The sequence below is a fragment of the Pseudomonas sp. TE4620 genome (assembly GCF_056279045.1).
In genome coordinates this window covers 1,525,629-1,551,162 of the sequence record NZ_JBWBQO010000001.1, presented here as the reverse complement: position 1 = coordinate 1,551,162, position 25,534 = coordinate 1,525,629, and the positions used below count along the sequence as shown (strand labels likewise).

The 25,534-nt window shown below is 62.8% G+C and carries 25 protein-coding genes; 14 read left to right on the top strand and 11 right to left on the bottom strand.

What is annotated here, in order from left to right; translation table 11 throughout:
• The first annotated feature begins 108 nt into the window (after positions 1-108).
• The 3 genes from ACZ9A3_RS07370 to ACZ9A3_RS07360 are packed head-to-tail and all read left to right on the top strand — an operon-like array spanning position 109 to position 2,611.
• Complete coding sequence (locus ACZ9A3_RS07370) at positions 109-861, top strand: response regulator (RefSeq protein WP_093384480.1); 753 nt, start codon at positions 109-111, stop codon at positions 859-861.
• Positions 858-2,189 carry a sensor histidine kinase gene (locus tag ACZ9A3_RS07365; protein WP_093384483.1) on the top strand — a complete coding sequence of 444 codons (1,332 nt, stop codon included), beginning with the start codon at positions 858-860 and terminating at the stop codon, positions 2,187-2,189. The genes ACZ9A3_RS07370 and ACZ9A3_RS07365 overlap by 4 nt, the downstream gene beginning before the upstream one ends.
• On the top strand, positions 2,186-2,611 hold the full coding sequence (locus ACZ9A3_RS07360; RefSeq protein WP_476252313.1) for a hypothetical protein: 426 nt from the start codon (positions 2,186-2,188) through the stop codon (positions 2,609-2,611). The genes ACZ9A3_RS07365 and ACZ9A3_RS07360 overlap by 4 nt, the downstream gene beginning before the upstream one ends.
• A 218-nt stretch (positions 2,612-2,829) precedes the next feature.
• Here ACZ9A3_RS07360 and ACZ9A3_RS07355 read toward each other — a convergent pair whose 3' ends face one another.
• From ACZ9A3_RS07355 to ACZ9A3_RS07345, 3 genes are all read right to left on the bottom strand, one after another.
• The gene (locus ACZ9A3_RS07355) at positions 2,830-4,095 is read right to left on the bottom strand and encodes a hypothetical protein (protein ID WP_476252312.1); all 1,266 of its coding nucleotides are present in this window, start codon (positions 4,093-4,095) and stop codon (positions 2,830-2,832) included.
• Between the two features lie 3 nt (positions 4,096-4,098).
• Complete coding sequence (locus ACZ9A3_RS07350; RefSeq protein ID WP_143013292.1) at positions 4,099-4,284, bottom strand: hypothetical protein; 186 nt, start codon at positions 4,282-4,284, stop codon at positions 4,099-4,101.
• 99 nt (positions 4,285-4,383) lie between these two features.
• Positions 4,384-4,629: a DUF6021 family protein gene (locus ACZ9A3_RS07345; RefSeq protein ID WP_093384492.1), complete on the bottom strand. Its 246-nt coding sequence runs from the start codon at positions 4,627-4,629 to the stop codon at positions 4,384-4,386.
• Positions 4,630-4,961: 332 nt separating this feature from the next.
• Here ACZ9A3_RS07345 and ACZ9A3_RS07340 point away from each other — a divergent pair, with 332 nt between their 5' ends.
• Positions 4,962-5,204, top strand: a complete 243-nt coding sequence (locus ACZ9A3_RS07340; RefSeq protein ID WP_052676555.1) for a hypothetical protein — start codon at positions 4,962-4,964, stop codon at positions 5,202-5,204.
• Positions 5,205-5,250: 46 nt separating this feature from the next.
• The gene (locus ACZ9A3_RS07335; RefSeq protein ID WP_093384495.1) at positions 5,251-5,667 is read left to right on the top strand and encodes a glycine zipper domain-containing protein; all 417 of its coding nucleotides are present in this window, start codon (positions 5,251-5,253) and stop codon (positions 5,665-5,667) included.
• Between the two features lie 51 nt (positions 5,668-5,718).
• Here ACZ9A3_RS07335 and ACZ9A3_RS07330 read toward each other — a convergent pair whose 3' ends face one another.
• Together ACZ9A3_RS07330 and ACZ9A3_RS07325 are read right to left on the bottom strand one after the other, a co-directional pair.
• Positions 5,719-6,447 (bottom strand): aspartate/glutamate racemase family protein, encoded by a 729-nt coding sequence (locus ACZ9A3_RS07330; protein ID WP_093384498.1) that lies wholly within the window; start codon positions 6,445-6,447, stop codon positions 5,719-5,721.
• Between the two features lie 22 nt (positions 6,448-6,469).
• The gene (locus ACZ9A3_RS07325; protein WP_045201230.1) at positions 6,470-7,987 is read right to left on the bottom strand and encodes an NCS1 family nucleobase:cation symporter-1; all 1,518 of its coding nucleotides are present in this window, start codon (positions 7,985-7,987) and stop codon (positions 6,470-6,472) included.
• 454 nt (positions 7,988-8,441) lie between these two features.
• Between ACZ9A3_RS07325 and ACZ9A3_RS07320 the strand changes: the two genes are divergently transcribed.
• The 3 genes from ACZ9A3_RS07320 (at position 8,442) to ACZ9A3_RS07310 (ending at position 11,382) form a co-directional block, all read left to right on the top strand.
• Positions 8,442-9,128: a GntR family transcriptional regulator gene (locus ACZ9A3_RS07320; RefSeq protein WP_045201229.1), complete on the top strand. Its 687-nt coding sequence runs from the start codon at positions 8,442-8,444 to the stop codon at positions 9,126-9,128.
• A 121-nt stretch (positions 9,129-9,249) separates the two neighbouring features.
• Positions 9,250-10,449 (top strand): amidohydrolase family protein, encoded by a 1,200-nt coding sequence (locus ACZ9A3_RS07315; protein ID WP_476252311.1) that lies wholly within the window; start codon positions 9,250-9,252, stop codon positions 10,447-10,449.
• A gap of 96 nt (positions 10,450-10,545) precedes the next feature.
• Positions 10,546-11,382, top strand: coding sequence for a bifunctional allantoicase/(S)-ureidoglycine aminohydrolase (locus tag ACZ9A3_RS07310; protein WP_195883681.1), 837 nt, complete (start codon positions 10,546-10,548; stop codon positions 11,380-11,382).
• Positions 11,383-11,453: 71 nt separating this feature from the next.
• On the opposite strand, the gene ACZ9A3_RS07305 is transcribed toward ACZ9A3_RS07310, so the two are convergent.
• Both ACZ9A3_RS07305 and ACZ9A3_RS07300 read right to left on the bottom strand, forming a co-directional pair.
• A complete protein-coding gene (locus tag ACZ9A3_RS07305) occupies positions 11,454-12,287 on the bottom strand; it encodes a 5'-nucleotidase, lipoprotein e(P4) family (protein WP_258716818.1) in 834 nt (277 codons plus the stop codon).
• A gap of 151 nt (positions 12,288-12,438) precedes the next feature.
• The gene (locus tag ACZ9A3_RS07300; protein ID WP_476252310.1) at positions 12,439-13,029 is read right to left on the bottom strand and encodes a phosphorylase family protein; all 591 of its coding nucleotides are present in this window, start codon (positions 13,027-13,029) and stop codon (positions 12,439-12,441) included.
• A gap of 162 nt (positions 13,030-13,191) precedes the next feature.
• On the opposite strand from ACZ9A3_RS07300, the gene ACZ9A3_RS07295 reads away from it, so the two are divergent.
• Positions 13,192-14,370: a GGDEF domain-containing protein gene (locus ACZ9A3_RS07295; RefSeq protein WP_476252309.1), complete on the top strand. Its 1,179-nt coding sequence runs from the start codon at positions 13,192-13,194 to the stop codon at positions 14,368-14,370.
• A gap of 16 nt (positions 14,371-14,386) precedes the next feature.
• On the opposite strand, the gene ACZ9A3_RS07290 is transcribed toward ACZ9A3_RS07295, so the two are convergent.
• Positions 14,387-15,262, bottom strand: coding sequence for a LysR substrate-binding domain-containing protein (locus tag ACZ9A3_RS07290; protein WP_045201224.1), 876 nt, complete (start codon positions 15,260-15,262; stop codon positions 14,387-14,389).
• Positions 15,263-15,390: 128 nt separating this feature from the next.
• Between ACZ9A3_RS07290 and ACZ9A3_RS07285 the strand changes: the two genes are divergently transcribed.
• Both ACZ9A3_RS07285 and ACZ9A3_RS07280 read left to right on the top strand, forming a co-directional pair.
• The gene (locus ACZ9A3_RS07285; protein ID WP_371128682.1) at positions 15,391-16,023 is read left to right on the top strand and encodes an ankyrin repeat domain-containing protein; all 633 of its coding nucleotides are present in this window, start codon (positions 15,391-15,393) and stop codon (positions 16,021-16,023) included.
• Between the two features lie 75 nt (positions 16,024-16,098).
• Positions 16,099-19,356 (top strand): dermonecrotic toxin domain-containing protein, encoded by a 3,258-nt coding sequence (locus ACZ9A3_RS07280; protein WP_476252308.1) that lies wholly within the window; start codon positions 16,099-16,101, stop codon positions 19,354-19,356.
• An 11-nt stretch (positions 19,357-19,367) separates the two neighbouring features.
• Here the strand turns inward: ACZ9A3_RS07280 and ACZ9A3_RS07275 are convergent, their stop codons facing one another.
• Positions 19,368-20,228 carry a LysR family transcriptional regulator gene (locus ACZ9A3_RS07275; RefSeq protein ID WP_045201220.1) on the bottom strand — a complete coding sequence of 287 codons (861 nt, stop codon included), beginning with the start codon at positions 20,226-20,228 and terminating at the stop codon, positions 19,368-19,370.
• A 74-nt stretch (positions 20,229-20,302) separates the two neighbouring features.
• Positions 20,303-21,394 (bottom strand): DUF3616 domain-containing protein, encoded by a 1,092-nt coding sequence (locus ACZ9A3_RS07270; protein ID WP_093384521.1) that lies wholly within the window; start codon positions 21,392-21,394, stop codon positions 20,303-20,305.
• Between the two features lie 972 nt (positions 21,395-22,366).
• On the opposite strand from ACZ9A3_RS07270, the gene ACZ9A3_RS07265 reads away from it, so the two are divergent.
• Positions 22,367-22,708 carry a DUF6124 family protein gene (locus ACZ9A3_RS07265; RefSeq protein WP_476252307.1) on the top strand — a complete coding sequence of 114 codons (342 nt, stop codon included), beginning with the start codon at positions 22,367-22,369 and terminating at the stop codon, positions 22,706-22,708.
• Between the two features lie 189 nt (positions 22,709-22,897).
• Positions 22,898-23,770, top strand: coding sequence for a universal stress protein (locus ACZ9A3_RS07260; RefSeq protein ID WP_476252306.1), 873 nt, complete (start codon positions 22,898-22,900; stop codon positions 23,768-23,770).
• A gap of 88 nt (positions 23,771-23,858) precedes the next feature.
• On the opposite strand, the gene ACZ9A3_RS07255 is transcribed toward ACZ9A3_RS07260, so the two are convergent.
• The gene (locus tag ACZ9A3_RS07255) at positions 23,859-24,746 is read right to left on the bottom strand and encodes a helix-turn-helix domain-containing protein (RefSeq protein ID WP_476253321.1); all 888 of its coding nucleotides are present in this window, start codon (positions 24,744-24,746) and stop codon (positions 23,859-23,861) included.
• A 156-nt stretch (positions 24,747-24,902) separates the two neighbouring features.
• On the opposite strand from ACZ9A3_RS07255, the gene ACZ9A3_RS07250 reads away from it, so the two are divergent.
• Complete coding sequence (locus ACZ9A3_RS07250) at positions 24,903-25,460, top strand: GNAT family N-acetyltransferase (protein ID WP_093384538.1); 558 nt, start codon at positions 24,903-24,905, stop codon at positions 25,458-25,460.
• Positions 25,461-25,534: the final 74 nt, after the last annotated feature.

Sequence of the window (25,534 nt, the reverse complement as noted above, 5' to 3'; positions counted from 1 at the left end):
TGAGTGAACTGGCCACAGCCTGCCCCAGGGCTTTTGCTGGCTGATGTCCGCTTTGTGTCGGCCTTGCAGGAATGTTACGAGATTGAAATAAATGACCGGCAGCGCAGAATGGTTTTAGATACGCACTTTTCACGGCCCGTGGACCACAACGTGAGCAGACTGCTGATCGTCGATGACGACCTGGAAATTTGTGCCCTGCTGAAGAAGTTCTTTGTCCGCCACGGCTATGACGTCGACCTGGCCGGCAACGGCGAGGCCATGTGGGCGGCGATCGAGCAGCAGCGCCCGGACATCATCATCCTCGACCTGATGCTGCCCGGCGAAGGCGGCCTGAGCCTGTGCCAGAAACTGCGGGCCAACACCGGCATCCCGATCATCATGCTGACCGCCATGGACGAGCTCAGTGACCGCATCGTCGGCCTGGAGCTGGGCGCCGACGACTACCTGGGCAAGCCCTTCGACGCCCGCGAACTGCTCGCCCGCCTGCGCGCGGTGCAGCGCCGGGCCGGTGAGCAACTGCGCCCGACAACCGAGGAAAGCCGCCCGCTGATTCATTTCGACCACTGGCAGCTGGACGTCACCCGCCGTGAACTGCGCACCCCCGACGGGGTGATGGTGCCGCTGTCGGCCGGAGAGTTCGACCTGTTGCTGGTATTCCTCGAACACCCGCAGCGCATCCTCACCCGCGAGCAACTGATCGACCTCGCCCGCGGCCAGGGGCACGAGGCGTTCGACCGCAGCATCGACGTGCAGGTCAGCCGCCTGCGGCGCAAGATCGAGCCCGACAGCAAGCGCCCGGAGCTGATCCGCACCGTGCGCAATGGCGGTTACCTGTTCAGCGCCAAGGTCAGCCGCTCGTGATCCGCCTCGACCTGCGCCGCGACAGCATCAGCCGGCGCATCGCCCTGACCATCATCGCGGCGATGCTGACCTCGGTGGCGCTCAATGTGCTGTTCGTGCAAATGGCCGGGGTCTGGGCACGCCCGCCGTTGACCCAGACCGGCCTGCTGGAACAGATCGCCGTCACCACCCGCACCCTCGAAGCGGCGCCACCGGAACTGCGCGCGACCCTGGCCAAGGCCGCCAGCAACCCGCTGCTCGAGGTGCAGTGGAGCCGCCAGCGCGCCGACCTGCAACTGCCCGGGCCGGGCGCGCGGATTACCCTCGAAGAAACCCCGCCGCTGCAGCGCCTGCTGGCCGACAGCCCACGCCAGCTTGAGGGATTCCAGCCCAGCGACTGGCCGGCGGACAGCGCCGACGCCCATTACAAACTGGTCATGCAGATCAGCGACGGCAGCTGGCTGGCCTTCACCCCGCCATATCGCAGCTGGGGCCTGAGCTCGGCCATGCGCTTTACCATCATCGGCGTGCTGGCCCTGGTTGCCGCGCTGCTGGTGGCCTGGGTCGGCACCCGCCAGCTGGCCGGCCCGCTGCAGCGCTTCGCCCGGGCGGCGCGGCGCTTTGGCAGTGATTTTCGCGCACCGCCCATCCGCCTCGAAGGCCCGCACGAGTGGCGCCAGGCGATCACCGCCTTCAACACCATGCAGGCGCAGATCCAGCACTTCGTCGCCGAGCGTACGCAGATGCTCGCCGCCATCTCCCACGACTTGCGCGCGCCCTTGACGCGCATGCGCCTGCGCGGCGAGTTCATCGACGACCCCGAGCAACAGCGCAAGCTGTTCCGTGACGTTGATGAGATGCAAAGCATGATCAATGCCGCGCTGGGGTTTTTCCGCGACGAAACCCGGCTGGAAGAAACCACCCCGTTCGACCTGGCCGAACTGCTGCAAACCCTGATCGACGACTACCGCGACCAGCAGATCGACATCGCTTTCGAAGGCCCGGCCAACCTGGTGTTCCATGGCCGGCCGCTGGGTTTGAAGCGCGCCGTGACCAACCTGGTGGAAAATGCCCTGAAGTACGCCCGCGAGCCCGAAGTGCAGTTGAGCCGCGGCGCCCAGGCCATCATCATCGAAATCCGCGACCGCGGCCCGGGCATTGCCGAGGCCTCGCTGGAACAGGTGTTCATGCCGTTCTTTCGCCTGGAGTCCTCGCGCAACCGTGATACCGGTGGGGTTGGCCTGGGGCTGTCGTCGGCGCGCTCGGCAGTGCGTGAACAAGGCGGCGAACTGCTCCTGAGCAACCGCCAGGGCGGTGGCCTGGTGGCGCGCATCGAGTTGCCGCGATGAACAAATGGCGCCTGCCCCGGCTGCAATGGCGTCACCTGGCTCTTGCTCTGTACCTGCTGAGCCTGGTGCTCCCGGCGGTGCACAGCGAGGAGCACAACTGGCTGCGCGAGGAGTACAGCCACACCATCAATTCCGGCTTCATTGCTTGCATCCTGGGCTTGCCGGCGATGCTGTTCGGCTACTTCGCCTGGCTGGCGAACCCCTTGTTCCTCGCGGCCTACCGCACCCGTAGCGACAGGCGCCGGTTGATCTATGCCCTGCTGGCCTTGCTGGCCGGGTTGTCGCTGCAGTGGCAGCGGGTGAGCCTGTATGACGAGGACGGTCGGTTCACCGTTACCGGGTACACCTATGGGTATTACGTCTGGTTGCTGTCCTTTGTATGGTTGGGTGTTTGCGGCGCCAGGCGAGCAGGCGCCAGGTGATGTGCTAACAGCCTGATCAAGACAGTTGCTCCCACAATAGATCTGCATGCACCGGACCTGTAGGAGCGGGCCTTGCCCCGCGATCGAGCGCGAAGCGGTCGCAATCCAGGCGCTAGCTGATGTGCTGACTGCACCGGCCTCATCGCCGGCAAGCCAGCTCACAGTGGAGCTGTGTCCGCTGGACCAGTGGCTGCCAAGACAGAGGCAGGTTGCCCGTCTCAGCGTTGCAGCGACTCCAAGGTCAAGCCAGCCAGGTAGGCCACCTTCGGGTCAGCATCAGTGAGGCATTCCTGCAGCGCGATCAGGGCCGCTTTCAGCTTGCGCTTGCCCAGTCGACGGTTGTCGAGCACACAGGCGGCATGGCGACGAATGGCGACATGCTCGCCCCCCAGGCCGCGCAGCGCTTCGTCGATATCGCTGCTGCTGATGGTGCAGTAGCTGGAGCCCGGCTTGATCACCTCCTCGGCGTCCGCTGCGCACTGCGGGTAACGCTGCAGCAGGGTTTCCAGCGGCCGGTAGTCAAGTACCGGCGCCTGCGCGCCCTGATCCCGAAAGGCCCGAAGATTGGCGCAGCAACCCGCCACCGCCAAGCTCGCCAGCGCTGCGTCATCAGCCTGCGCCAGCAACCAGTCGAAATCACCCAGGTAACCCAGCGCGTTGGCGCTCCACCTGCGCGTGCTCGGCTCTGTGCCGTTGACCACTTGCAAGCGCAGCGCCGCGATTGCCGCCGGGTCGGCGACCCCGGCAAGCCCCAGGAGCATCGCCGCCCGCCAGCGCTCCGGGCCCTTGTGCAGCATCTGCACCAGCGCCGCCGTGGCACTGGCACCCCGGGCAATCAGCCAGCGGCAGGCCTCTTCAGCGTCAATCGGCATAGGACGGACAAGGCAGCGCAGGTAATAACTCACCTGCTCTTGCTCTGCCAGCGCGGCTACCCGGCGACGCTCCTGGCCAGTGGCGTCCTGCTCGGGGAAGTGCAGCAGAAACTGGCGCGGCGTCAGGCTTTTGGCCGCAAGCTGCGGCCCGCCGCATTCATCATGGAAGAACACGATGAAGTCCTTGGCCAACCGTGGGTCTTTAGCGTAAATGCGGTTGAGCGCCTTGGCAGCGCGCGCTACGGTCTGCACGAACCGCTGCTCGGCCGCCGTCCAGGCATCCGGCCCGGCGCGATTGGCGTAGGCTTGCATCGGCGCTTCGAGGGCACTCAGGGTGGGGTTGGCGTAATCGTCCAGCATCCAGTCCCAGCGCCAGTCCGCCGGGTTCCACTGCACGCCCCAGAAGCCCTCCTGCTTGCGCCGCGGATGATCCTCCTCCAGCGCCGCCAGGCTGTTGGCGGCAAACGACGGCAGGTCGATGACCCGCTCCTCTTCGCGGTAGCTGGCATGGAAGGCGGCGCCATACAGCGGCCCGACACCTTCAGCGAGCAGCGCCTCCAGGGTGGCCCGGGCCGACTCGACCAGGCTGTTCTCCAGGGCTTTCCAGTCCATGGCTCAGCGCACCACTTGCCGCGGGCGTTGCGGGCGCAAAAAATAGCCCATGAAGAACGCGATCATCACCAGCATCGCGCCCAGGTCGGTATTGCCGCCAGGCCCGACGAACTGGAACAGCCCGGTACCCATGACAATCCCGGAGGTAACACACAGGACAAACCACACGGCTTTCTTGAGAAACTTCACGATCGACATCCCTGCCAGAAAAAACAAAAGCCCGACCGAGGTCAGGCTTGAAGGCGGCCAACTTGGCGCAGATGCGCGCGCCTGTCAACTGCGCGGTTGCTATCCACCATCGGTATCAATGTCGGCGTCCTTGCGCGGTTTGTCTTCGGGCCTGGACTTGAAGTCCGGGCTGTAGTCGTTGTCCCGGGCGGCCTGGTCGGGTCGGGGCTGGTTAGGCGCCTTGGCCGGCCCGGTTGGGTCGACCTGCGGATCATCGAGGTCCGGCGAGTCCGGGTCGAAGCCCAAGTCATCCGCTTTGCTGGCGTGTTCAGACGAATTTGCGCCGCTGTCGCTGTGCTTGTTCATGAAGTCCTCCTGATCGCGCCTCCAGAAGCCAGAGGCGTGTTATTGGGAGGCCGGCGCGGGAGAATCGTGCGATTGGATCTGATCAGTGGGCTGCATCAGCACGGATATAGAGGGCAAGACGGGCAACGCGAAAAAATTATAGACCCGGCCCCGCCTTAACGACGGCTTAACCGCCGCGGATTTATCCTCCAATTCCTCCCTTCAGAACGTTTGGCCCACCTCGGTGGGCCTTTTTTGTTGCGGCAAATTACAACGCTCATGGGGAAACAAAATCCCGAAAACACAGTCTGAGTTTGTACCTTCCCTACCGCCCTGCGGATCAAGGACCCTCAGTGCTGAAACAGCTGACGCAAATCGCCGTGATCACCAGCGTACTGGCCGCCTCCGGCTGCTATTACCACGATTACGACCGCGACGATTACCGCCGTGGCGACCGTGACCATCGCTACTCCCGCGACTGGGACGACCGCGACGATCACGACCATCGCAACTACAAGCGCTACCGCGATGACGACCGCTACCGCAACTACGACCATGACCGGCGTCGCGACCGTGACGACGATGATGACGACTGAGCTGCCTGCTGTTCCCATAACCCCCGTATTTCCTGAGGCTAACAACATGCGTATCTCATTACCTGCATTGACGCTGGGTATCCTGCTCTCCCAGGGCGCCATGGCTGCCGGCGACGGCACCGCCGCCATTGGTGGTGGCCTGGGCGGGGCGTTGGGTAACGTGGTCGGCCAGCAGATCGGCGGCAGCACCGGCGCAGCCATTGGCGCCGGCGTCGGTGGCGCCGCCGGTAGCGCGGTCGGCGCACGCAAGGGCAACCGCACCGAAGCTGCGATCGGCGGCGGCCTGGGTTCGGCTGGTGGCTCGGTGATCGGCAACCAGGTGGGCGGGCGCACCGGCTCGACCATCGGTGCCGGCCTCGGTGGCGCGGCCGGCGGCGCCCTGGGCAACAACATCGCCGACGATAACCGTCACGATTCCAGCGGGCATAAACACAAGCACAAGCGTAAGCACAAACACCGCTGAGTAAGAAAGGCCCGCACAATGCGGGCCTTTTTCATAAGTGGACCAGGCCATTCACTCCAACATCGCCCGAGGCCAGCCCAGAATCTGCTTCTGCCGCGGCTTGGCGTAGGTGCGCACCTTCGAGGTACTCAGCTTCAGGCGCACCAGCGACTCCGCCAGCGCCACCGCCGCCGTCACCCCATCGACCACCGGCACCCCGGTACGCGCCTGGATCCGCTCCTCCAGCCCGACCATGCCGCCACAACCCAGGCAAATCACCTCGGCCTTGTCGACATTAACCGCCTCCTCGGCTTCGCGCACCACCGACTCGATGGCCCGCTGCGGATCTTCTTCAAGCTCCAGCACCGCCAGGCCACTGGCGCGCACCGAGGCGCAGCGGCTGTCCAGCCCGGCCAGCTTCAGGCGGTCTTCGATCAGCGGCACGGTGCGGTCCAGGGTGGTGACCACCGAATAGCGATGGCCGAGCAGCATCGCCACGCTGGCCGCCGCCTCGGTGATGTCCACCACCGGTACATTGAGCAGCTCCTGCAGGCCTTCGCGGCCATGTTCGCCGTAACCGGCCTGGATCACCGCATCGAACGGCTGGTCGTAGCTGAGCACCCGCTCCATCACGGCCACCGCCGCCAGGTAACTTTCAAAATTACCCTCCACCGATTCGGCGCCAAAGCGCGGGGTCAGGCCGACGATCTCGGTGCCCGGCGAGGCCACGCTACGCGCCTGGCGGGCGATGGCGTCGGTGATCGACTGCGTGGTGTTGACGTTTACGACCAGAATTCTCATTGCGGTATTCCTTGTGCAGAACTCAGTGCTGGGCGCTGTCGACGGCAAAGTGCTCGCCGGAACAGTCCACGTAATGTTTGTTGCGATCAGAGATCAGGTAGTACACGCCGCCGGCAATGGCGGCGCCGAAGAACCAGGAGAACGGCGTCAGGGCGCTGAAGGCCGGTACCAGCGACAGCACCACGGCGGCAATGGCCGAGGGCACCAGGGCGGCAACTGCCTTGTAGTTGACCCCGCGGGTGTAGTGATAGGTGCCGCTGGCCGCTTCGCTGTAGAGGTCGGGCACGTGCACCTGGGCTTTGCGGATCAGCCAGTAGTCGACCATGATGATCCCGTACAGCGGCCCCAGCAGCGCGCCCAGGCCGGAAAGGAAGTAGACGATCACCAGTGGGCTGTTGTAGAGGTTCCAGGGCAGGATCAGCACCGCCAGGGTGGCGCTGATCAAGCCTGCGCGGCGAAAGTTCAGGCGGCTTGGCGCCAGGCTCGAGAGCACGAAGGCCGGGGCGACGAAGTTGGCCATGATGTTCACCGCCACGGTGACGATCAGGAACGCCAGGCAACCGAGCACCAGGAATACCTTGTCGGGGATCGCCGCGACGATCTGGGTCGGGCTGTCAATCACCCGGCCATCGATGCTGAACTGCGCCCCGGCCAGCACAAAGCTGATCACCGCGAACACCAGTATGTTCACCGGCAGGCCCCAGAAGTTGCCGACGCGAATGGTCTTGCGGCACGGCGCGGAACGGGCGAAGTCGCAAAAGTTGAGGATCAGCGTGCCGTAAATCGCCAGCCACAACGCGCCACCGGCAAACACCTGGGTCCACATCGTCCAGCCGGTCAGCGGCTCGCCGACCGACCAGGCCAGGTTGCCATCGACCCGCAGGTACATCCAAACCGCCAGGATCAGCACGGTGGAAAGAATCACCGGCCCGGCGAAGGATTCGTACTTGCGCACCATCTCCATGCCGAAGGTGAGGATCACCAGTTGCACTAGCCAGATGGCGATAAAACTCGCCCAGCCAAGGCTCGACAGGCCGAGGATCGCGTCCTGATCGAAGCGTGCGAGGTCCGGCGACACCGCCACCAGCAGCACCCGCAGCACCACCGAGGCCAGGTAGGTCTGGATGCCGAACCAGGCGATGGCGATCACCGCGCGGATGATCGCCGGCAACTGCGCGCCATAAATGCCGAAACTCATGCGGCTGATCACCGGGAACGGCACCCCGGTTTTCTGCCCCATGTAGCCAGAAAGGTTCATGAAGAAGTACACCAGCACGGCGCCGATGCTCAGCGCCGCGAGCATCTGCCAGCCGGACAACCCGAGGGCAAACAGGCCCATGGCGAAGGAATAGTTGGCGATGTTGTGCACATCGTTGGTCCACAAGGCAAAGATGCTGTAGCCGCCCCAGCGCCGGCCTTCGGCCTTGGTTGGCGCGAGGTCGGCATTGTGCAGCCTGGGGCTCAGCGCCCCCGGCTCGAGCGGCGCGGCCTGCGGCGGCAGGTAGGCGGTTTGCAGCGGGTTGGAAGTATCCAGTTGCATGTTCCCCGGGCTCCTTCTGCAGCCCCTGAGTCAGGGCGTTGCAGCGAATTATTGTTGGATTTGAAGAGTGGGACCGCAGTGTTGGCGCTGCCCTGCGCCGATGCATACAAAAATTGCATACAATATTTGTCTAACGATTTTCGACGAACAATATGTGTGCCAGATGGGTGGCGAAGTGGTTGAACGTGCATCCTATAAACACATTTAAGCTATTGATTTTTATAGAATTAATTTTTCACCTGAACACTTGAAAAGCGAATAAACCTGATCAAGTGGTCAATCGCCTACAGCGTTACGGTGAGAAAACCAGTAACGCTACGGCTAGTTTTTGTATCCATAAATTTGCTACTAAAGTACACACTTGTGTATTCAGGAACTGTCGCGGGTCATCAGTGGTGCACAGCAGCCCTCATTTACGGCATGCTTATAAGGTCAAGGCATATCGGAGCTGGTAATGACGGAAAAACACCCCGCATCGACGGTAGAGCGCGTCTACCAAGGGGTTCACGAGGCCATCAGAAAACGCACCCTGCGCCCCGGCATGAAGCTGGGCGAGTCGTCGTTGGCCGAGCTGTTCAAGGTCAGCCGCACCTCGGTGCGCGCCGCCCTCAAGCAACTGGAAGCCGACGGCCTGGTGTCCACCGAGCTGAACAAGGGCGCCTGGGTCTCGCTGCCCAGCGACGATGACATCCGCTCGGTGTTCGAAACCCGCCGGCTGATCGAAATCGGCATCGTCACCGAGCTGTGCCGCCGCGCCGATCCCGCCATCCTCGCCCCGCTGCACCAGCATGTGGCCGCCGAAGAAGCCGCCGCCGACGCCGGCGACCATGGCCGCTACGTCCACCTGCTGGGCGAATTCCACCTGCGCCTGGCCGAGGTGCTCGACAACCCGGTATTGCTCGACTGGTTCCGCAAGCTGATCGAGCGCGGCTCGCTGTACGCCTCGACCCTGGATGACGAGCGCCACGAAGCCTGTCGCGGCAACGAGCACCTGCGCCTGCTGGGCTTTATCGAAGCCGGTGACCAAGCCGCCGCCATCGAGCTGGTGTGCACCCACCTGCGCGGCATCGAAGAGGCGATTCTCAAAGCCACGCAAACGCTCAAGGCCGACTATCACCCGCTCAAGCACCTGCTGGGCTGAGCCCGCCTCAGGCCCGGGATTCGCATTCAGAAAGCCACTGCAACCGATTCCAATATTTAATTTGTGGATAGGTGCGGTCTTTCTATAGGGTGTGAATCAGTAGCAGGCAAAGGGCTGGAAAATGATCGATCGAGTATTCGTCAACGCTGTTGCTGCCGATGGCAGCCCGCTCAACCTTGCGGTTGCCGACGGGCGCATTGTCAGCCTGGGCAGCGAACGTGCGCCCAGCGCAGGTGCCGAGGTCGTCGACCTGGCCGGCCACCTGGTGCTGCCCGGCCTGATCGACGGCCACATTCACCTGGACAAGAGTTTTGTCGGCGATCGCTGGCACCCGCATCAAGCGGTGGGCAGCCTGCGTGAACGCCTGGCCATCGAAAAACGCGAACTGGCCGCTGCCCCACCGATGCTCGAACGTGCCGAGGCGCTGATCCGCCAGGCAGTAGCGTTCGGTACCGTGGCCATGCGCAGCCATGTCGACGTCGATGCCACCACCGGCCTGCGCAACCTGCAGGCGGTGCTGGAGGCGCGGGAGAAATGGCGCGGCATCGTCGATATCGAGCTGGTGGCCTTCCCGCAAGCCGGGGTGATGTCCTGCCCTGGCACTGCGCAGGTGCTGGAAGCGGCAATTCGTGAAGGCGCCGAGGTGATCGGCGGCATCGACCCGACCACCCTCGACGGCGACGCCGACGGTCAGCTCGATGTGGTCTTCGGCATTGCCGAGCGCCATGCGGTGAAGATCGACATCCACCTGCACGAGCCCGGCCTGCAAGGCATCGAACAACTGCAACGGATCGCCGCCCGCACCCGCGCCGCCGGCCTCAATGGCCGCGTCGCGGTCAGCCATGCCTATGCCCTGGGCCAGGTCGACGACGACGTCGTGGCGCGTACCGCCACCACCCTCGCCGAGGCCGGGGTAGCGATCATGACCAACGCCCCGGGCGATCATGGTTTCCCGCCGATCTTGCGCCTGCGCGCCGCCGGGGTGAACGTGTTCGCCGGCAACGACAATATCCGCGATGCCTGGTGGCCCTACGGCAACGCCGACATGCTCCAGCGCGCCATGCTGATCGGCTACCGCTCGGGCTTCTACAGTGATGAAGATTTGAATGTGGCACTGGCCATGGCCACCACGGCCGGTGCGGCAGTGCTGGGCAAAAGCAACTACGGTCTGAAGGTCGGCAATGAAGCGACCTTTATCGTGCTCAAGGCTGACAACGGCGCCGCTGCGGTTGCCGCCGTACCGACCGAGCGCCGCCTGGTGCGCCGCGGCCAGTTGGTGCCGGCAGCGCCGGCCCTGCAGTTCGAGGTCCGCGCCCGCTAACAAACAGGTTTCTGCCGGCTTGCGCCGCAGAGAAAGACAATCGCCCACGGGCGATGCAACACAAAACCCCAGAACAACAACGACAGAAGGTGTTCCATGTCGAAGTCCAATTACTACGCTCCCCACGGCGGCCATCCGGCGCAGACCGAACTGCTGACCGACCGTGCCATGTTCACCGAGGCCTACGCGGTCATCCCCAAAGGCGTGATGCGTGACATCGTCACCAGCCACCTGCCGTTCTGGGACAAGATGCGCATGTGGGTCATCGCCCGCCCGCTGACCGGCTTCTCCGAGACCTTCTCGCAGTACATCGTCGAAGTGGCGCCAGAAGGCGGCAGCGAGCGTCCTGAGCTGGACAAGAACGCCGAAGCGGTATTGTTCGTGGTCGAAGGCGAAATCGACATCACCCTGCAAGGCAAGCCGTACACCCTCAAGGAAGGCGGCTACGCCTTCATTCCACCGGCCGCCGAGTGGAGCCTGCGCAACAACAGTGGCAAGAACGTCACCTTCCACTGGATCCGCAAGCACTACCAGGTGGTTGAAGGCCTGGCCCTGCCGGAAGCGTTCGTCACCAACGAAAAAGACATCGAGCCGATCCCGATGCCGGGTACCGACGGCGCCTGGGTCACCACCCGCTTCGTCGACATGGCCGACATGCGTCACGACATGCACGTCAACATCGTCACCTTCCAGCCAGGCGGCGTGATTCCGTTCGCCGAGACCCACGTCATGGAGCACGGCCTGTACGTGCTCGAAGGCAAGGCCGTTTACCGCCTGAACCAGGACTGGGTCGAGGTCGAGGCCGGTGACTTCATGTGGCTGCGCGCTTTCTGCCCGCAGGCTTGCTACTCCGGCGGCCCGGGCCCGTTCCGCTACCTGCTGTACAAGGATGTAAACCGTCACATGAACCTGGTGCTCAACCCGCAGCGCTAAGTTTCACGCTTGCATTGAAAATCCCGCAGGCCTCACGGCCTGCGGGATTTTTTGTTTCAGGGCCGGGGCAATCAGCTGGCCGGCTTCCACGCGCCCTGCTCTGCCGCCTCGCGGAATTTGGCGCGGTTGGCCGGGGTGTCGGCCGGTTCCGACTCGCCGAAAATTGCCTTGAGCCAATGGCCGTCAGTGGGGTTGGGGAAGATGATGTACTGGCCGCCAAACTTGCTGCGGCTGGCGTCCACCAATTGCGCACGCTGCTCGACCTTGTCGACGTAGAAGCTGCGCTCGAAGTCGTTGAGGTTGTCACCGAGCATCAGCAGCACGTTGTACTGCTCGGCGATCTTGTGCTGGGCCGGCTCCTTGTTCGAGCTTTCACGCAGGATGGTCACGTGGGCTTCGTCGGCATACGGCACCTTGAGCGCGCGCAGGTTGTTGAGCGCGTACTCGTAGGTCTTGTCGCCCTGGTCGCGGCTGGAGACGTAGAAGATCTCCACGCCGCGCGACTTGGCATACTCAAGAAACTCCAGCGCCCCCGGGGTCAGGGTCGGGCCATTGGCGGCGACCCAGCGGTCCCACACCGCGTCATCGAAGAACTCCTTGTCCTGGCCGATCAGAAAGCCCCAGTAGGTGTTGCTGCTGAGGATGGTGTCGTCGATATCGCTGATGATCGCAGGCTTCTTGTCGCCCGGCTTCTGCTGGGCCAGGGCCTGGTCCAGGCGCGCCTTGGCGACGTTGAAACCCTGGTAGTACAGGGCGCGGAACTCGGCCGCGGTCTGCCGCCAGGCCACTGCATCGACCAGCAGGTTGGAGCGTACGGTGGTTTCGGGGGTGGTGGCTTGCGCGTGAACCAGAGGGGTGGCCAGCAACAGCAAGGCCAGAGAGATCGCGTTCTTGAGCTGAGGCATTCGGGGCGTTCCTTGTGATCTCCCGCTCTTGGGCGGCGGGAGTCGGCTACTCATACCGCACGCAGGCAGGCGCCACAATCGCCGCGACGCGCAGGCGCAACAATGTGGCGCACCCGCGCATCTTGGCCGGTTTCAGGCCGCCACCACAGGCTCAACCCTGGGGGCTGAGCAGCACCCGCTTGAAGGCTTCGGCGGCCAAGTGCACTTGCACCGACCAGTCGTCTGCGGCGTCGCTGCCCGCGTCATCGGAAATGTACTTAAGGCACAGGAAGGGAATGTCTTCGTTGCGGGCGATCAGCGCCAGCACGTAGGCCTCCATGTCGACGATGTCGTACGGGGCAGCGCCGTGACTGATTTCGAAGCTGTCACCGCTGCCGCAAATGCCCAGCGGCAAGCCCGCAACGCGCTGGCCATGCTCAAGCAGCACCGGGATGTCGGAGAGCGGCGTCTCGTAGCGGGCAAAACCCAGCGGCGTGACGTCCATGTCGCGCTGCACGAAGCCCGTGCAGCACACCAGCGCGCCCTTGCCATGGCCGGCGCTGCCGGCCGAACCGAGGTTGACGATCAGTTTGGGCTTGCGTTGCTGGATGGCCTTGGTCAGGGCAATGGCGGCGTTGACCTTGCCGATGCCGGTGAACAGCGTGTTCATCTCGGTAAACAGCTCGCCGGCCTCCGCCTCGAGGGCGAAGACGAACAGGGTGTCGGCCAGGGAAATATCGGGAAATTGCTGGGTCAGCATCATGGAGCGAAGATTCCGAATGGGCTGCAGATCGGCCATCAGCATAGCCCAAGCCGCAGTTCAAGGCAGCCGGATGCTGACAATGCAACACCGGCTCGGCTAGCATGCCGCTGAAAACCGGCGCTGGCCGGTTGGCCACACGGCCATGAGCGGAGAGCGATACCCTTGCTGCTGAGCATCCCGACCCTGTTGCTGGTGGCCATTTTCATCTTTGCCCTGATGGGCTTGCTGACCCTGCACGCCTGGAGCCGCGGCGTGCGCGAGCGAACCCTGGGCTATTTGGGCAGCATGCTGTTGCTCGCCGCTGGCGGCACGGCGTTGATCAGCCTGCGCGGTAACGCCCCGGACTTTATCGCCCTGGTGCTGGGCAACATGGTGCTGCTGCTCAGCGCCGCGTTGAACTGGGCCAGCATGCGCGCGTTCAGCGGACGCCCGGCGCACCTGCCGGGGATTTTCGCTGGCGCCCTGTTCTGGTTTACCTGGTCGCTGACGCCAGGCTTTACCGATGACCTGGGCCTGCGCGTGACGGTGTATTCCATGCTCACTGCCTGCTACGGCTGCCTGTCGGTGCTTGAGCTGTGGCGCGACCGCAAGCGCCTGGAAGTCGCCTACCTGCCAACCCTGCTCCTGCTGCTGGGCCACAGCGGCTTCTACTGCGTGCGCAGCTTCGCCGACCATGGCGTATCGCTGGAACAGGCGATCGCCAGCGACGGCCACGGCACCGGGTTTTTCTCGTTCATGCTGTTCGAGTCGATGCTCTACGCCATCGGCATCGCCTACGTGACCCTGGCCATGGTTCGCGAACGCACCGAGCTCAAGTTCAAGGCCGCCGCCTACACCGACCCGCTGACCGACATCGGCAACCGCCGCGCCTTCATGTCGCACGGTGCCGAACTGCTGGCCGACTGCGCCCGGCGTGGCGAGCCGGTGAGCCTGCTGCTGTGCGACCTCGATCATTTCAAGCGCCTCAATGATGTCTACGGCCACCAGACCGGCGACCAGGCGTTGATCGCCTTCAGCCAGGTGACCCGCCTGAGCGTGCGCGAGGAAGATGTCTTCGCCCGTATCGGCGGCGAAGAGTTCGCCTGCCTGCTGGCCAACACCGACGAGCACTCGGCGCTGCGCGTGGCCCGGCGCATCTGCAGCAGCTTTTATGAATTGCCGCTGCTTGAGCCTGGGCTGCTCAGCGTCAGCATCGGCATCGTCGGCGCCAGCCGCCCGGGCGAGCACGACCTGTCGCGCCTGCTGTCGATGGCCGACAACGCCCTGTACGCGGCCAAGCGCCAGGGCCGCAACCGCGTCCAGCTGTACCGCCCTGCCGCGCAGCCTGCCGATACGCTGTGAGCCTGGCGAAACCGCCCTACTCGCTGGCCAGGGTGCGCGCCAGTTCCGCAGCCAGTTCCTTGACCATGGCATCGGCGGTTGGCCGATGAATGATCGCCACTTCCATGGCATCGATCGACGGCAAGCCGTGTTCCGAAGTCAGCTTTAAATGCTCGGCGGTAACCGCCCGCAGCGGCAGCAGGCTGATGCCCATGCCGTTGGCCACCGCCGCCTGCAGGCCGCTGAGGCTGGAGCTGGTGAAACTGATGCGCCAACGGCGGCCCATGCGCTCGATGGCGCCGATCATGTCGTCGCGGTACAGGCCGCGCGGCGGAAAGGTCACCAGCGGCACCGGGTCCTGGTCGAAGGCCGGGTTCTTGGCGCTGTCGATCCATTGCAGCTTCTCGGGCCAGCAGGCCACCGCCTCACGGCTGTTGCGCCGCTGCTTGAGCAAAATCAGGTCGAGCTCGCCGTTGTCGTAGCTGGCGCTAAGGTCGCGGCACAGGCCGCTGGTGACCTCCAGCTTGACCTGCGGATGTTTGCGGTTGAAGGTCGAGAGCAGATGGGTGGTGCGCCCGGCGGCAAAGTCTTCCGGCACGCCCAGGCGCACGGTCACCGCCACCGTGGCGCCCGACATCGCCTCAAGCATCTCGTCGTTGTAGGCAAGCATCTGCCGGGCGTAACCGAGCAGCGTCTGCCCGGCGTCGGTGGCCAGCACGTCGCGGTTGCCGCGCTCGAGCAGCTTGTGCCCGACCATCTCCTCCAGCCGCCTGACTTTCTGGCTGACCGTCGACTGGGTTGAATGCAGGCGCGCCGCCGCCGTGGTGAAGCTGCCGCAGTCGCTGACCATCACCACCGCGCGCAACAGGTCAAGATCAAACAGCGGCCTATTCGATTTTTCACTGACAGACATGCTTTTATTTAACTTCTAAATAAGGAGCCCGACTTTTAACATGGCTCGACCCCGCGAGCAATCGCCCACCAGGAGGTACTGCCATGCTCCTTGAGCGCCTGTCCACCCACCTTGCAATGGTGTTCGCCATGCTCACATCGCTGACTGCCAGTGCCGACGGCGGCACCCTCGAAAACCAACTGCGCAGCGCCGCCGAAAACGGCCAGGCCGCCCAGGTACGCAGCCTGCTCGACCAGGGCGCTGTGCTGGAAGCCCGCGACAAAATGGGCCGCACGCCGCTGCTGCTGGCCACCCACAACAACCAGATCGACGCCGCCAAGGTGCTGATCGACGCCGGCGCCGACGTCAACGCCAAGGACTCGATCGAAGACAGCCCCTACCTGTACGCCGGCGCCCGTGGCCACAACGACATTCTCAAACTGACCCTGGCCCACGGCGCCGACCTGAAAAGCACCAACCGCTACGGCGGCACCGCGCTGATACCGGCAGCCGAACGCGGCCACGTCGAAACAGTACGCCTGCTGATTGCCGCAGGTGTCGCGGTTGACCAGGTCAACAAACTGCACTGGACCGCCCTGCTCGAAGCCATCATCCTCGGCGACGGCGGCCAGCGGCATGTCGAGATCGTGCGTGAACTGATCAAGGCCGGGGCGGATGTCAACCTGGCTGATGGCAAGGGGGTGACGCCGCTGCACCATGCGCGGCAGCGGGGTTACAAAGAGATGCAGGCGCTGCTGGAACAGGCGGGTGCGAAAAGCTGAGCGCGATAGATAGTTACCCCAGCCCTGCTCCTACCCCTGATTAGGCTGCGAAACTCCAGAGCGAGGAGTTTCACCATGAGCCAATCAGCGCCTCCCCCGACAACGTCTACAAGCCCCCCCGCAAGCTGGGACCTGCTGCACATCAGCCAACGGCTACAACAGCGTCCGACACTGTCGGACGTTGCCAACAGCCTGGTCCACGCACTCATCCCCGACGCCACGAGGACAGCGGTGGACCCGGCGCCGTTCTATCTCGCACAGCCCTGCGGGCGTTCTACCCCGCTTGCGGATCTGATAATCCAGCGCTACCTGCTCAATATGGCTATTGAGCTTCCAGTGGATAGCGTGGTGACTCAAATCTCCAATGGCACAGAGTCGGGGGCGACCTTGATCAGCCAAGCGGACCTCAGCGAAATCCTTGATATCGGTGGCCCGCGATTGCCAAGGATCTTTGAGTCACAACTGCTCGACTTCTGGAACGCTCAGGATGAGCACGCACTGAACTTGCTGCAGCGAACTTCACTGTTTGTGGCGGGCGACATGCAGGCAGAGGCAAGCAAACTGCCTGACGGCCAACCGCAATGGCTGCAACTGCCGGCCAGCATTGTGTTCTTCAAGCCAAGTCTGAGCGACGGTGCGCAGCAAGGCATCGCCATCAGGCACACCGACCGCTCAGCCAACGCGATGCTGTATACCCTCAACAGCGGGCTAGTTGTTTATCCCAGTGCCGATGCGCTTGAAGCTCATTTGAGCGATCAACTCAGCGGTCCCAGCCCGGGATTTCGTCCTGAGCAGAATGTTTTCGAGGCGTTCGTCACGGGGTTGCTGGAGCAACAACTGCAGGGGTTATCGACCATTGTGCCTGGCGACTTCAAAACCTCGACCGCACTGGCTCAGCACGTCGACCAGCTGATCAACCTCAACGAACTGTTCTGCCGGCTTCGTCCACCGTCACTATCGGCCTCGGCTCATTCGAGCGATCCACTGCCGGCCTGGATGCACCAGGCCAGTACTGCCGACCGGCAACTGATCGCCCGGCAACTCGCCGCGCTGGCAGCGCTTGAGCAGTCAAGCCAGGCCATCGCCCTGCCCAGCCTGGAGCGTTACACCGCGAAAGTACTCGATGCGCAGATGAAGCGCGACCACCCAGGGCAGGGACTACCGCCCGCAGCTGATTTCATCGTGCAGGTCATCGACTATACGCCACCGTTCTTTGACCCTTTGCACCTGACGCCGGGCAGCTCTTCTCATCCGCAAACGCCGCGCTCGCTGATTGAGGTAGCGGCCCTTAACACCCAAGCGCTGCCGCTGGAGCGCTCGCAGATCAGCCTGCACTCGGGTAAAGCGTTGCCGACCTGGGCAACCACTGCCTACTTTCGCCAGTTGATCAGCCGTGTTGATGTGGGCGAGACCTACCCGGCACTGCTGCAGCGCACATTGCTGGACGACGCGCCGCAGGCTGCCCTGCAACAAGCACTGTTTGTTGAACGCTTGCGCATCCTGCTGCCGATTCTGCTGATCACTCCCAGGCCAGAAGGCAAAGGCGCACTCAGCGAACCTGCACGTCGCTGCGTGCACGCCGCCTTCGCCCCAGGCAACGACCCGCTCAGCGACAGCATCCAGTTCGCTCACCTGGCCTTGCAATTGAGCCACAACGCAAGCCCGGCCGTGCCAGCGCAAGGTCTGTTCATTATTAAACCGGCAGGCTCGGCACCCAGCCTATTGGTGTTGTACGCCCCCCAATGCACCCCGCAACTGATGGAGTTCAGTTCGCGCGCGGCGTTGCTATCGCGCCTGAAACAACCTGGGCCATTGCACGATGCTGTGCTCGGCGCCCTGCCCGAAGGGCAGGTCCGTACCGCGCTGCGCCGGGGTGACAACTGGAGCCCTGCGCTGGACAGCAACTACCTTGGCGGCGAGCTTGGCTTGAGGCATGAGTCGATCCTGTTGGCCCAGGCCCCCATCACCAGCCATGCACTGGGTCTTGTCTACCAGGCCAACGCGCGGTCGCTCATCGAACAGGCCCGCCAGGCCACAACCTCCAATGCCGAGCAGCAGTGGTTAAGTGCAGAACAGACCCTCGGTATGCTGCTGTCGGTATTGCTGCCTATGCTTGAGGGACCGCTCGCTGATATCGCCTGGATTGCCCAGTTCTATGCCAGTGTCTATGCACTGCATACAGCGGCGCAGAACCAAGACTCCCAAGCGCAAAAGAGCGCACTGGTGCAAGTGCTGATACAGCTATCGCTTATGCTCATTCATGAGAGCGTGCGCACAGGCAAGGTTGGTTCCAGGCAAGCCCAGCCGGCAAGAGAACTGGGCAATGCCATCCGCAAACGCCGCTCGCTCCTGAACTTGCCCCAACAACCCACCGCCACCTTGCTGGATTTCAGCGGATGGAGTTCCCCTGCCCTTTCCCGGCAAAACCTCGAACGGTTGCGTGCTCTGGCCATTGCACCGATCGACCCTCTGGATGGCGCGTTGAGCGATCAAAATGAACAAGGCTTGTTCATTCATCAGGGGCAACGCTGCGTGCGCCTGCCCCAAGGGTGGTTTCGCATCGAACAAGGCGCGGATGAGGCCTGGAGAATCATTGATCCACACACCTCTGCACCTGGCCCACACATCGCCCGTGGCAGCGCAGGCACTTGGCAACTCGACCCGCGTTTGCACCTGCGCGGCGGCGCGCCGGTTTCCAATGCGGCGCTTAAACGACTGCATACCCAGTTACGCCAAGCCCGCCTGCTGCTCGCGCAGGAAGCGCACGAGATCGCGGCAGGCGAGCACTTTCGCGGGCTGCCGATAGAAGTCGAAGAACAGCTGGAAAGCAAAGCCCAAGCCCGACGAGTCTGCGCCACCGCCCTGGAAAAGCAGATTGCCAACTCACCTGATCAAAGCACCTTGCAAACCATCAGCCAGCTGCGCTCAAGTGCTGGACGCTTGCAGCGTGCGGGGCGACGCCTGCGTATCGAACGCCTGAAACCCTTACCCCCTACTGCCACCGGGATAGACTTTCTGCAGGAGCAAAACGAGATTGTCATCACCCGCCTGGGTGAGCGCACCGATGTATCGGGCGGCAAGGGCACGGACTTTCTTCAGGAGTTCTCGGTACAGGATCGCCGAGGCAAACCCCTGGCCTATGCGCACTTCCACTACAGCTCTGCCAGCAGCGCCGAGTCCAACTACCAGGCCGCTCACCTCAAAAAGCCCGAGCAGCGCTTCATGGGTTTGAGTGGGCAAAAGGTTCAGGCAAGCCGAGGAATGCCGGTAACCGCCATCTACCGTGATCGCATCAGCCCGCTACTGGCGCGCAAACTTTTTTTCAAAGACTGACTTTGCAGTGCTTAGCTGCTTTCCAACAGACGATCGAGCAACCACAACCCCGCCGGCCCCGGCGGGGTCAGCTTCGACCAGGCCACATCCACTGCAATCGGCCGCGGCCAGCCACGCAGCTTGAGCTCGGTGAGCTGGCCATGGCCGTACTGACGGACCAGGCCGTGGGGCAACTCGGCCCAGCCAAAGCCCTCCTCGGTCATCTCCAGCAGCATCAGATAATCCGGCGCCGACCACACCCGCCCCTGGGGTTTGTTGACACTGTCGGTGTAGGTATTCAAATACAACTGCCGATGCCCGGCCAGGTGCGCCTGGGTCGGCTGCGCAAGCTGCGCCAAGGGGTGGCTGCTGGCGACGAAAATGCCCATCTGCGCCTGCGCCGCCAGCCGCGTCGCGGCCACATCCGCCGGGTAGCCGGGTTGCGCCGCGAGCATGCCCAGATGTGCGCGGCCACTCTGCAGCAGGTTCAGCACGTCGCCCGCCTCGGCGATCATGCATTCCAGCTCGATGTCCTGATAGCGCTGCTCGAACAGCTGCATCACCCGGTTGTCCGGGTTGAGCTGATGCATGTCGGAAAACACGATTGTCAGCCGCGGCTCGACCTTGTCCGCCAGGCGAATGCTCAACTGGTCGAGGCGCTCGCTGGCGGCGAGGATCTCCTGCACATGGCCGAGCACCTTGCGCCCGGCTTCGGTGAGCAGCGGTTGCCGGGCCTGGCGGTCGAACAGGGTAACGCCCAGGTCGGCTTCGAGGTTGGCGATGGCGGCGCTGACGGTGGACTGGCTTTTGCGCAGCTTGCGCGCGGCGGCGGAGAACGAGCCGAGGGCGGCGGCTTCGACGAAGGCTTGCAGGGCTTCTGGGGAGTAGCGCATTGGGGTATCGGTTTTTTCGATGGCGGTAGCCATAGTGTAGCGAAAAAAGCGATCGCAATGCCGCGCAGCCGCCGTTAACTTAGGGTAAACAGGTCGCCTTCCACACTGCGGTCACCGTGTTTACGACGCTGCGCTGCGGCGTCGTAGACGATCAGCAAAAGCTCGCTCTGCTTCTCAGCCGACTGGAACAAACACATACCCTCTGCATGATCGTCGCCGTTGCCGAACGGTACCTCCAGCACCCTCTGCAATTGATCGGCAAACACCACCTGCTCTTCATCGGCCGCAAAGCCGCCGAGCCAACGGAACACCGTGACCGGGCCATCCAGGTCCATGGACGGCCCTGCCAGAATCAGCAGCTCGTCGCCGCTGCTGCACAGGTCGCGCACCCCCAGGCCGTTGAGCGCGAAGAAGTGCTTGCGATAGCGGCGCCCGTCCGGGCCGATCTTCTTCAGCACCAGGGTGTCGGTGGAGTCGCCATCGGCTTCAGGCTCGATCTCCAGCAGCACGCTCCAGCCGCGCAGCACCGGCCCCCGCAGCCCCAACAGCAGGCGCGAGCCGATGACGGCCAAGCCCTCGATATCGAAACCGTTGTCTTTGCCCGGGATGCGCAAAAAGTCGCGTAGCTGATCGTCCCTGGCAATTTCCGCCGTGAGGTCGTTGCCGAGCGCATTGCCATGCAACTGCGCCGCCGTACGTCCATCGCCATCCAGCTTGTCGGCAAGCACATAACTGTCGTTCTGCTGCACCACCGGGAGGCGCGCCAACAGAAAGCGATTGCCATCCGCCTCTACCGTCGACAGGCGCTTGATGTTCTTCTGCGCAGATTTGTCGGCGTCCGCCTTCTTGCGCTTGAGGCTATGGGAGCCGACGACCCAGAGATAACCCGCGTCAGCGGCATAGGCCAGGCCCTCGATATCGATCTCGGCATCTGCATCGGGTATGGGCAGGCGCAGATACTTCATCAGCGGGAAGGAGTGGTGCTCATCGCACGTCACCGCCCCACCGGGTACTGCGGGCTGGATGGTCAGGCGTTCGAGGCTGGTGGTTTCGTCGTTGGCCAGCCACAGCGTGTTGCCGATCTGCAGGGCAACTGAAAGGCCATCGCGCAATGAGGCAGATGCTGGATTAAAGCGCAGCATCAGGGTGTTGGCTGGCTTGTTCATGGGGGATTGCCTGGGTTGATGCGAAGGTGTGTGAAGGCTAGTGGCTGTTGGGTAGGAATCAAGGTAGACGGCAGGGGGCTGACTCTGCCCCCCTTTTCGGTTTGAGTGGCCAAAGAGCTTCAAAATGGATGTAATCGGCCAGAAGCAGCTGTTGGTTGTGATCCTTGAATTAGGACGGCTACGCTCTCTAGGAAAACCGGGGCAATCCAGTGGGCCGCCCCTACATCACTACAACGATGACCTTTGCTCGCTTTGCACCGGAGCATTTGAATAAAACGCAGCCCTTATGACATCTCTCTTTCGTTCACTACCCTGCGCGATTGATCATCGTTGTGGTGACGAACAGACCTATTCGTATACATGTAAAAAGCAGCTCTCGAGAGCTGCTTTTGGATCCTACTCCCCCTTTTTATGCTTATGGGGTTTCAGGCCTGGATGATCCTTTTGCTTCTCAGGCGTGACTCTCTGCCTTTTGTCCGGAGTGCCATCTTCGTTTTTTCTTTTAGGGCCAGGTTTGATACTCATTGTCGACTTCCTTTGTCGCTTGGGTTGTTAAATTCTGCTTTGTAATTAGCCCAGTCTTTTGCAGCTGTCAACAGGGAGCGGGCAAGGACCACGTAGTCGCTAACGCCCCAAAAGCGGCCGGTGGCGAACTGTAGAAATTGTAAAGGGCCAAATGCACTCATTCAGAATCCCAGCTTGAATCCCCACCCCAACCCCGTTACCCTCCCCCAGTCGCTGCAAATTCAGCGACTCGGGCTTGGCGGTCCGGAACGAAGGCGCAAAGCGCCCCACAATCACCCTCGCAGGCGCTTTTTTTATGCCCGCGATGATGCTTTATGGCGGGCTGCGCATGGACTTCTTCGGAAGTGCCGGGTTCCTTCGTACCGGTCCGCCAACCTTGCGTAGTCCGTCACCCTTCCCTGCTTGGCGGCAGGCGGTGGCGGATCCTTTCTACGAAGGAGCACCACCATGACCAAACCCGTCCCCGATCCACCCCTCAGCCCCCAAACCAACACCACCTTCGGCTCCTGCAATGGCAGCCACGATCCGCTGTTCGCTGTGCGTGCCGGCGTCTCGTCCGAAGACGCGCTGATCCACACCTCCACCCTGCTCAAAAGCGCCTACCAGACCAACGCCCACGCCTGTGAACGGGTCGATGCCGAGGTGCGCGGATTGCTTTGGGCCACCGAGCAGTCGCTGGAGATGAGCATTGCGCTGGTCGACTCATTGCTGGATGAGGTCGAAGCGCGTTCGGCAACCGCTGCGTTGTTACGCCGTTCGCTGCAAGCAGGGCAAGCGACGGTGGAGTGATCGCCTGCGCTTGTTCTGGGCCGCCGATGCGGCCCGCTTATCCCGAGCTATAGCGTTGCCTTCCCTACTCCTTTGACCCAAATCAAGCCGCCGAGCCTGGTTCGCGAGACGATGGCTGCAAGCAAGGAATGGATCGACACCGGCCTCGGCCATCGATCCCTGTGCGCGGCATTGCATAAGGAGCCCCCCATGAGCCCGCTGAACCACGTTCTGGTCGCCACCGACCTGTCTTCTTCCGCCCGCAACGCGGCAGAGCGCGCTGCACTGCTGTGCAAGGCGCAGCCTGCGGCGCTGGACCTGCTGTATGTGGCCAACCCTGCCCCCTACGAGCGTTTGAAGCAAGTGCTGGTGCCCGATGAAGATTTACTGAACCGGGTACTGGAAACCGCCGGCGAAAATGTTCACGCCCTGGCCACGATGCTGTTCGAGCGCTATGAGATCAGCGCGGGCGTGCAGGTGGCGCCCGGCTCGGTGGTGACTGAAATTACCCGGGTGGTGCAGGACAAACGCAGCAACTTGCTCGTGTGTGGGGCCAAGGGCCAGAGCCTGGCCCGGCGCCTGCTCGGCTCGACCGTGCAGCGCATGCTCAACCGCATGCTCTGCCCGATGCTGGTGGTCAAGCAGGCGCCGCGCGACGCTTACCGCAGCGTGCTGGTGCCGGTGGATTTTTCACCCTCGTCGCTGCGCGCCATCGAACTTGCGAAAAAGCTGGCACCGCAGGCCGAGATCATTCTGTTGCATGTGTACGAAGCGCCCTTTGAAGGCAGCATGCGCTTTGCCCACATCGACCAGGACACCCTCACCCACTACCGCAACGTCATCAAGAAAGATGCCGTGGAGCAACTGGCGGCCTTGAGCGAAACTGCAGGGGTCGGCGATGCCCGGCAAGTCGTGGTGCACGGCGACCCGGCCTGGCGGATTGTCGAGAAAGAGCAGGAGCTGGACTGCGATCTGATCGTCATCGGCAAGCAGGGCGACAGCGCGCTGGAAGAGCTGTTGATCGGCAGCGTTACCAAGCATGTGCTGAATGAATCGCAGTGTGATGTGTTGGTGTCGTTGTAGGTTGCAGGCCGGCATCCACAGTGGACCTGCGTACACCGGACCGGTGGGAGCCGGACTTGCCGGCGATCGAGCGCTCAGCGGTCGCAATTCAGTGAAGTCGAGGCGTCGCACCGTCGCTCCCACAACCCTCGCCACCCTTTTGCTGCTCATGCCTTCGATAGCCCGTCAGCGACACTCCGGTTTGGCGCTTGAAGTAGCGGCACAGGTAGGACGCGTCAGCAAAGTTGAGCTTGTCTGCGATCTGCCCGATCGCAAGGTCGCTGTATGAAAGCAGCGCCTTGATCTCCAGGGTCACTTGCCGGTCGATCAGGCCTTTGGGGCTGTCGTTGAAAAACGCCCTGGTGAGTTGTGACAGGTAGAACGGCGTGATGCTGAGCGCGTCGGCATAGAACTTCACGTCACGGTGGCGCAGGCAGTTTTTGCCGATCAGTTCCCAGAAGCGCCAACTGAGCATCTCCTTGCGGTTGAATTCCCTGCGGCCTTTTTCCAGGCTGGGCAGTTGTTCGGCAATCTTCAAAAAGAAGGTCTGCAGCTGGTTGCGCAGCATGATGTGCCGGTAGCCGGGACAGCTGCGGGCAATATCGCGCATGTGCATCAGCCAGCCGTCCAGCAGCGGCCGCTCTGCCCTGGCCGGTATGCAGTGGGGATGGTCATGCAGAAACACGAACAAGGGGTTGGGCAACGGGTAGGCAACTTCCGACGCAAAGGCTTTGGGCATCAGGCAGTAAAACACCTTGAAGCCGCGTGAACGACACGTGAGCAAGGCAATAGTATCCTCGGCCAGCACCAGCACATCGCCACGGCGAACTGCATGCTCCTTGAAGTTGAGAGTGAAGCAGGCACGTCCCGACAGGCACACCAGCAGCACCATGTAGGCATGCCCGAAAGCAAGCGGTACCCCTACCCCTTCGGCCAACGTGGTGTCACCCAGGCGGAGCAAGTCGTCAGGCGCATAAAGTTTGGGAATGTGCTGCATAGCGTTCAAGGCGACCCCATTCAAGACAGCTGAGCCTATCATCACCAAACCTGTTAATTGCGAAAAGTACCGAAAATGCCAAGGTACTGCTGTTTGCCGATCAGCCGCTTGCCACTACCGTGTCTCACCTGAATCAAGCCAACCCGAGAACAGCACATGAGACTGGAAACACCACGGCTGCTGCTGCGCCCCTGGCACGCCGACGATGCCGCCGACTTGTACGAATACGCCAGCGACGAGCGCGTCGGCCCCATCGCCGGCTGGCCCCCGCACACCAGTGTCGAGCACAGCGCCGAGATCATTCGCAGCGTGTTCAATCACCCCGAGGTGTATGCGCTGCAACTCAAGGACAACCAGCGGGCGGTGGGTTGCGTCGGCATTCTCATCGGCGCCAACAGCAACTTCGACATCAGTGAACAGGAAGGCGAAATCGCCTACTGGATCGGGGTGCCGTACTGGGGCCAGGGCCTGGTTCCGGAGGCGGTGCGCGAAGTGATGCGCCACGGCTTCGAAACCCTCAAGCTCAAGGCGTTGTGGTGCGGCTACTTTGCCAACAACAGCCAGTCGTTTGCTGCCCAATCGAAATGTGGCTTTCGCCATCACCACACCGAAGAGAACAAATACAACCCGTTCCTGCAGGACTATCGGACCGAACACATCAGCTGCATCACTTACCCGCAGTGGTTGCAACAGTACCAACCGGCAGGCCGCTGAAAACCGCGGCGCTTCCCTGCGGCCGCTGTCTCTCTTACAATCGCGACAAATTCCTATTCGCATTGGTTGTCGTT

Excerpts from the sequence above, each read along its gene's own strand:
- ACZ9A3_RS07325 (WP_045201230.1), bottom strand. The coding sequence starts at position 7,987 with ATGCAACTGGATACTTCCAACCCGCTGCAAACCGCCTACCTGCCGCCG.
- ACZ9A3_RS07255 (WP_476253321.1), bottom strand. The coding sequence starts at position 24,746 with ATGCAGCACATTCCCAAACTTTATGCGCCTGACGACTTGCTCCGCCTG.
- ACZ9A3_RS07305 (WP_258716818.1), bottom strand. The coding sequence starts at position 12,287 with ATGCCTCAGCTCAAGAACGCGATCTCTCTGGCCTTGCTGTTGCTGGCC.
- ACZ9A3_RS07370 (WP_093384480.1), top strand. The coding sequence starts at position 109 with ATGGTTTTAGATACGCACTTTTCACGGCCCGTGGACCACAACGTGAGC.
- ACZ9A3_RS07260 (WP_476252306.1), top strand. The coding sequence starts at position 22,898 with ATGAGCCCGCTGAACCACGTTCTGGTCGCCACCGACCTGTCTTCTTCC.
- ACZ9A3_RS07265 (WP_476252307.1), top strand. The coding sequence starts at position 22,367 with ATGACCAAACCCGTCCCCGATCCACCCCTCAGCCCCCAAACCAACACC.
- ACZ9A3_RS07320 (WP_045201229.1), top strand. The coding sequence starts at position 8,442 with ATGACGGAAAAACACCCCGCATCGACGGTAGAGCGCGTCTACCAAGGG.
- ACZ9A3_RS07355 (WP_476252312.1), bottom strand. The coding sequence starts at position 4,095 with ATGGACTGGAAAGCCCTGGAGAACAGCCTGGTCGAGTCGGCCCGGGCC.
- ACZ9A3_RS07280 (WP_476252308.1), top strand. The coding sequence starts at position 16,099 with ATGAGCCAATCAGCGCCTCCCCCGACAACGTCTACAAGCCCCCCCGCA.
- ACZ9A3_RS07310 (WP_195883681.1), top strand. The coding sequence starts at position 10,546 with ATGTCGAAGTCCAATTACTACGCTCCCCACGGCGGCCATCCGGCGCAG.
- ACZ9A3_RS07345 (WP_093384492.1), bottom strand. The coding sequence starts at position 4,629 with ATGAACAAGCACAGCGACAGCGGCGCAAATTCGTCTGAACACGCCAGC.
- ACZ9A3_RS07360 (WP_476252313.1), top strand. The coding sequence starts at position 2,186 with ATGAACAAATGGCGCCTGCCCCGGCTGCAATGGCGTCACCTGGCTCTT.
- ACZ9A3_RS07330 (WP_093384498.1), bottom strand. The coding sequence starts at position 6,447 with ATGAGAATTCTGGTCGTAAACGTCAACACCACGCAGTCGATCACCGAC.
- ACZ9A3_RS07300 (WP_476252310.1), bottom strand. The coding sequence starts at position 13,029 with ATGATGCTGACCCAGCAATTTCCCGATATTTCCCTGGCCGACACCCTG.
- ACZ9A3_RS07275 (WP_045201220.1), bottom strand. The coding sequence starts at position 20,228 with ATGCGCTACTCCCCAGAAGCCCTGCAAGCCTTCGTCGAAGCCGCCGCC.
- ACZ9A3_RS07285 (WP_371128682.1), top strand. The coding sequence starts at position 15,391 with ATGCTCACATCGCTGACTGCCAGTGCCGACGGCGGCACCCTCGAAAAC.
- ACZ9A3_RS07290 (WP_045201224.1), bottom strand. The coding sequence starts at position 15,262 with ATGTCTGTCAGTGAAAAATCGAATAGGCCGCTGTTTGATCTTGACCTG.
- ACZ9A3_RS07315 (WP_476252311.1), top strand. The coding sequence starts at position 9,250 with ATGATCGATCGAGTATTCGTCAACGCTGTTGCTGCCGATGGCAGCCCG.
- ACZ9A3_RS07270 (WP_093384521.1), bottom strand. The coding sequence starts at position 21,394 with ATGAACAAGCCAGCCAACACCCTGATGCTGCGCTTTAATCCAGCATCT.
- ACZ9A3_RS07250 (WP_093384538.1), top strand. The coding sequence starts at position 24,903 with ATGAGACTGGAAACACCACGGCTGCTGCTGCGCCCCTGGCACGCCGAC.
- ACZ9A3_RS07335 (WP_093384495.1), top strand. The coding sequence starts at position 5,251 with ATGCGTATCTCATTACCTGCATTGACGCTGGGTATCCTGCTCTCCCAG.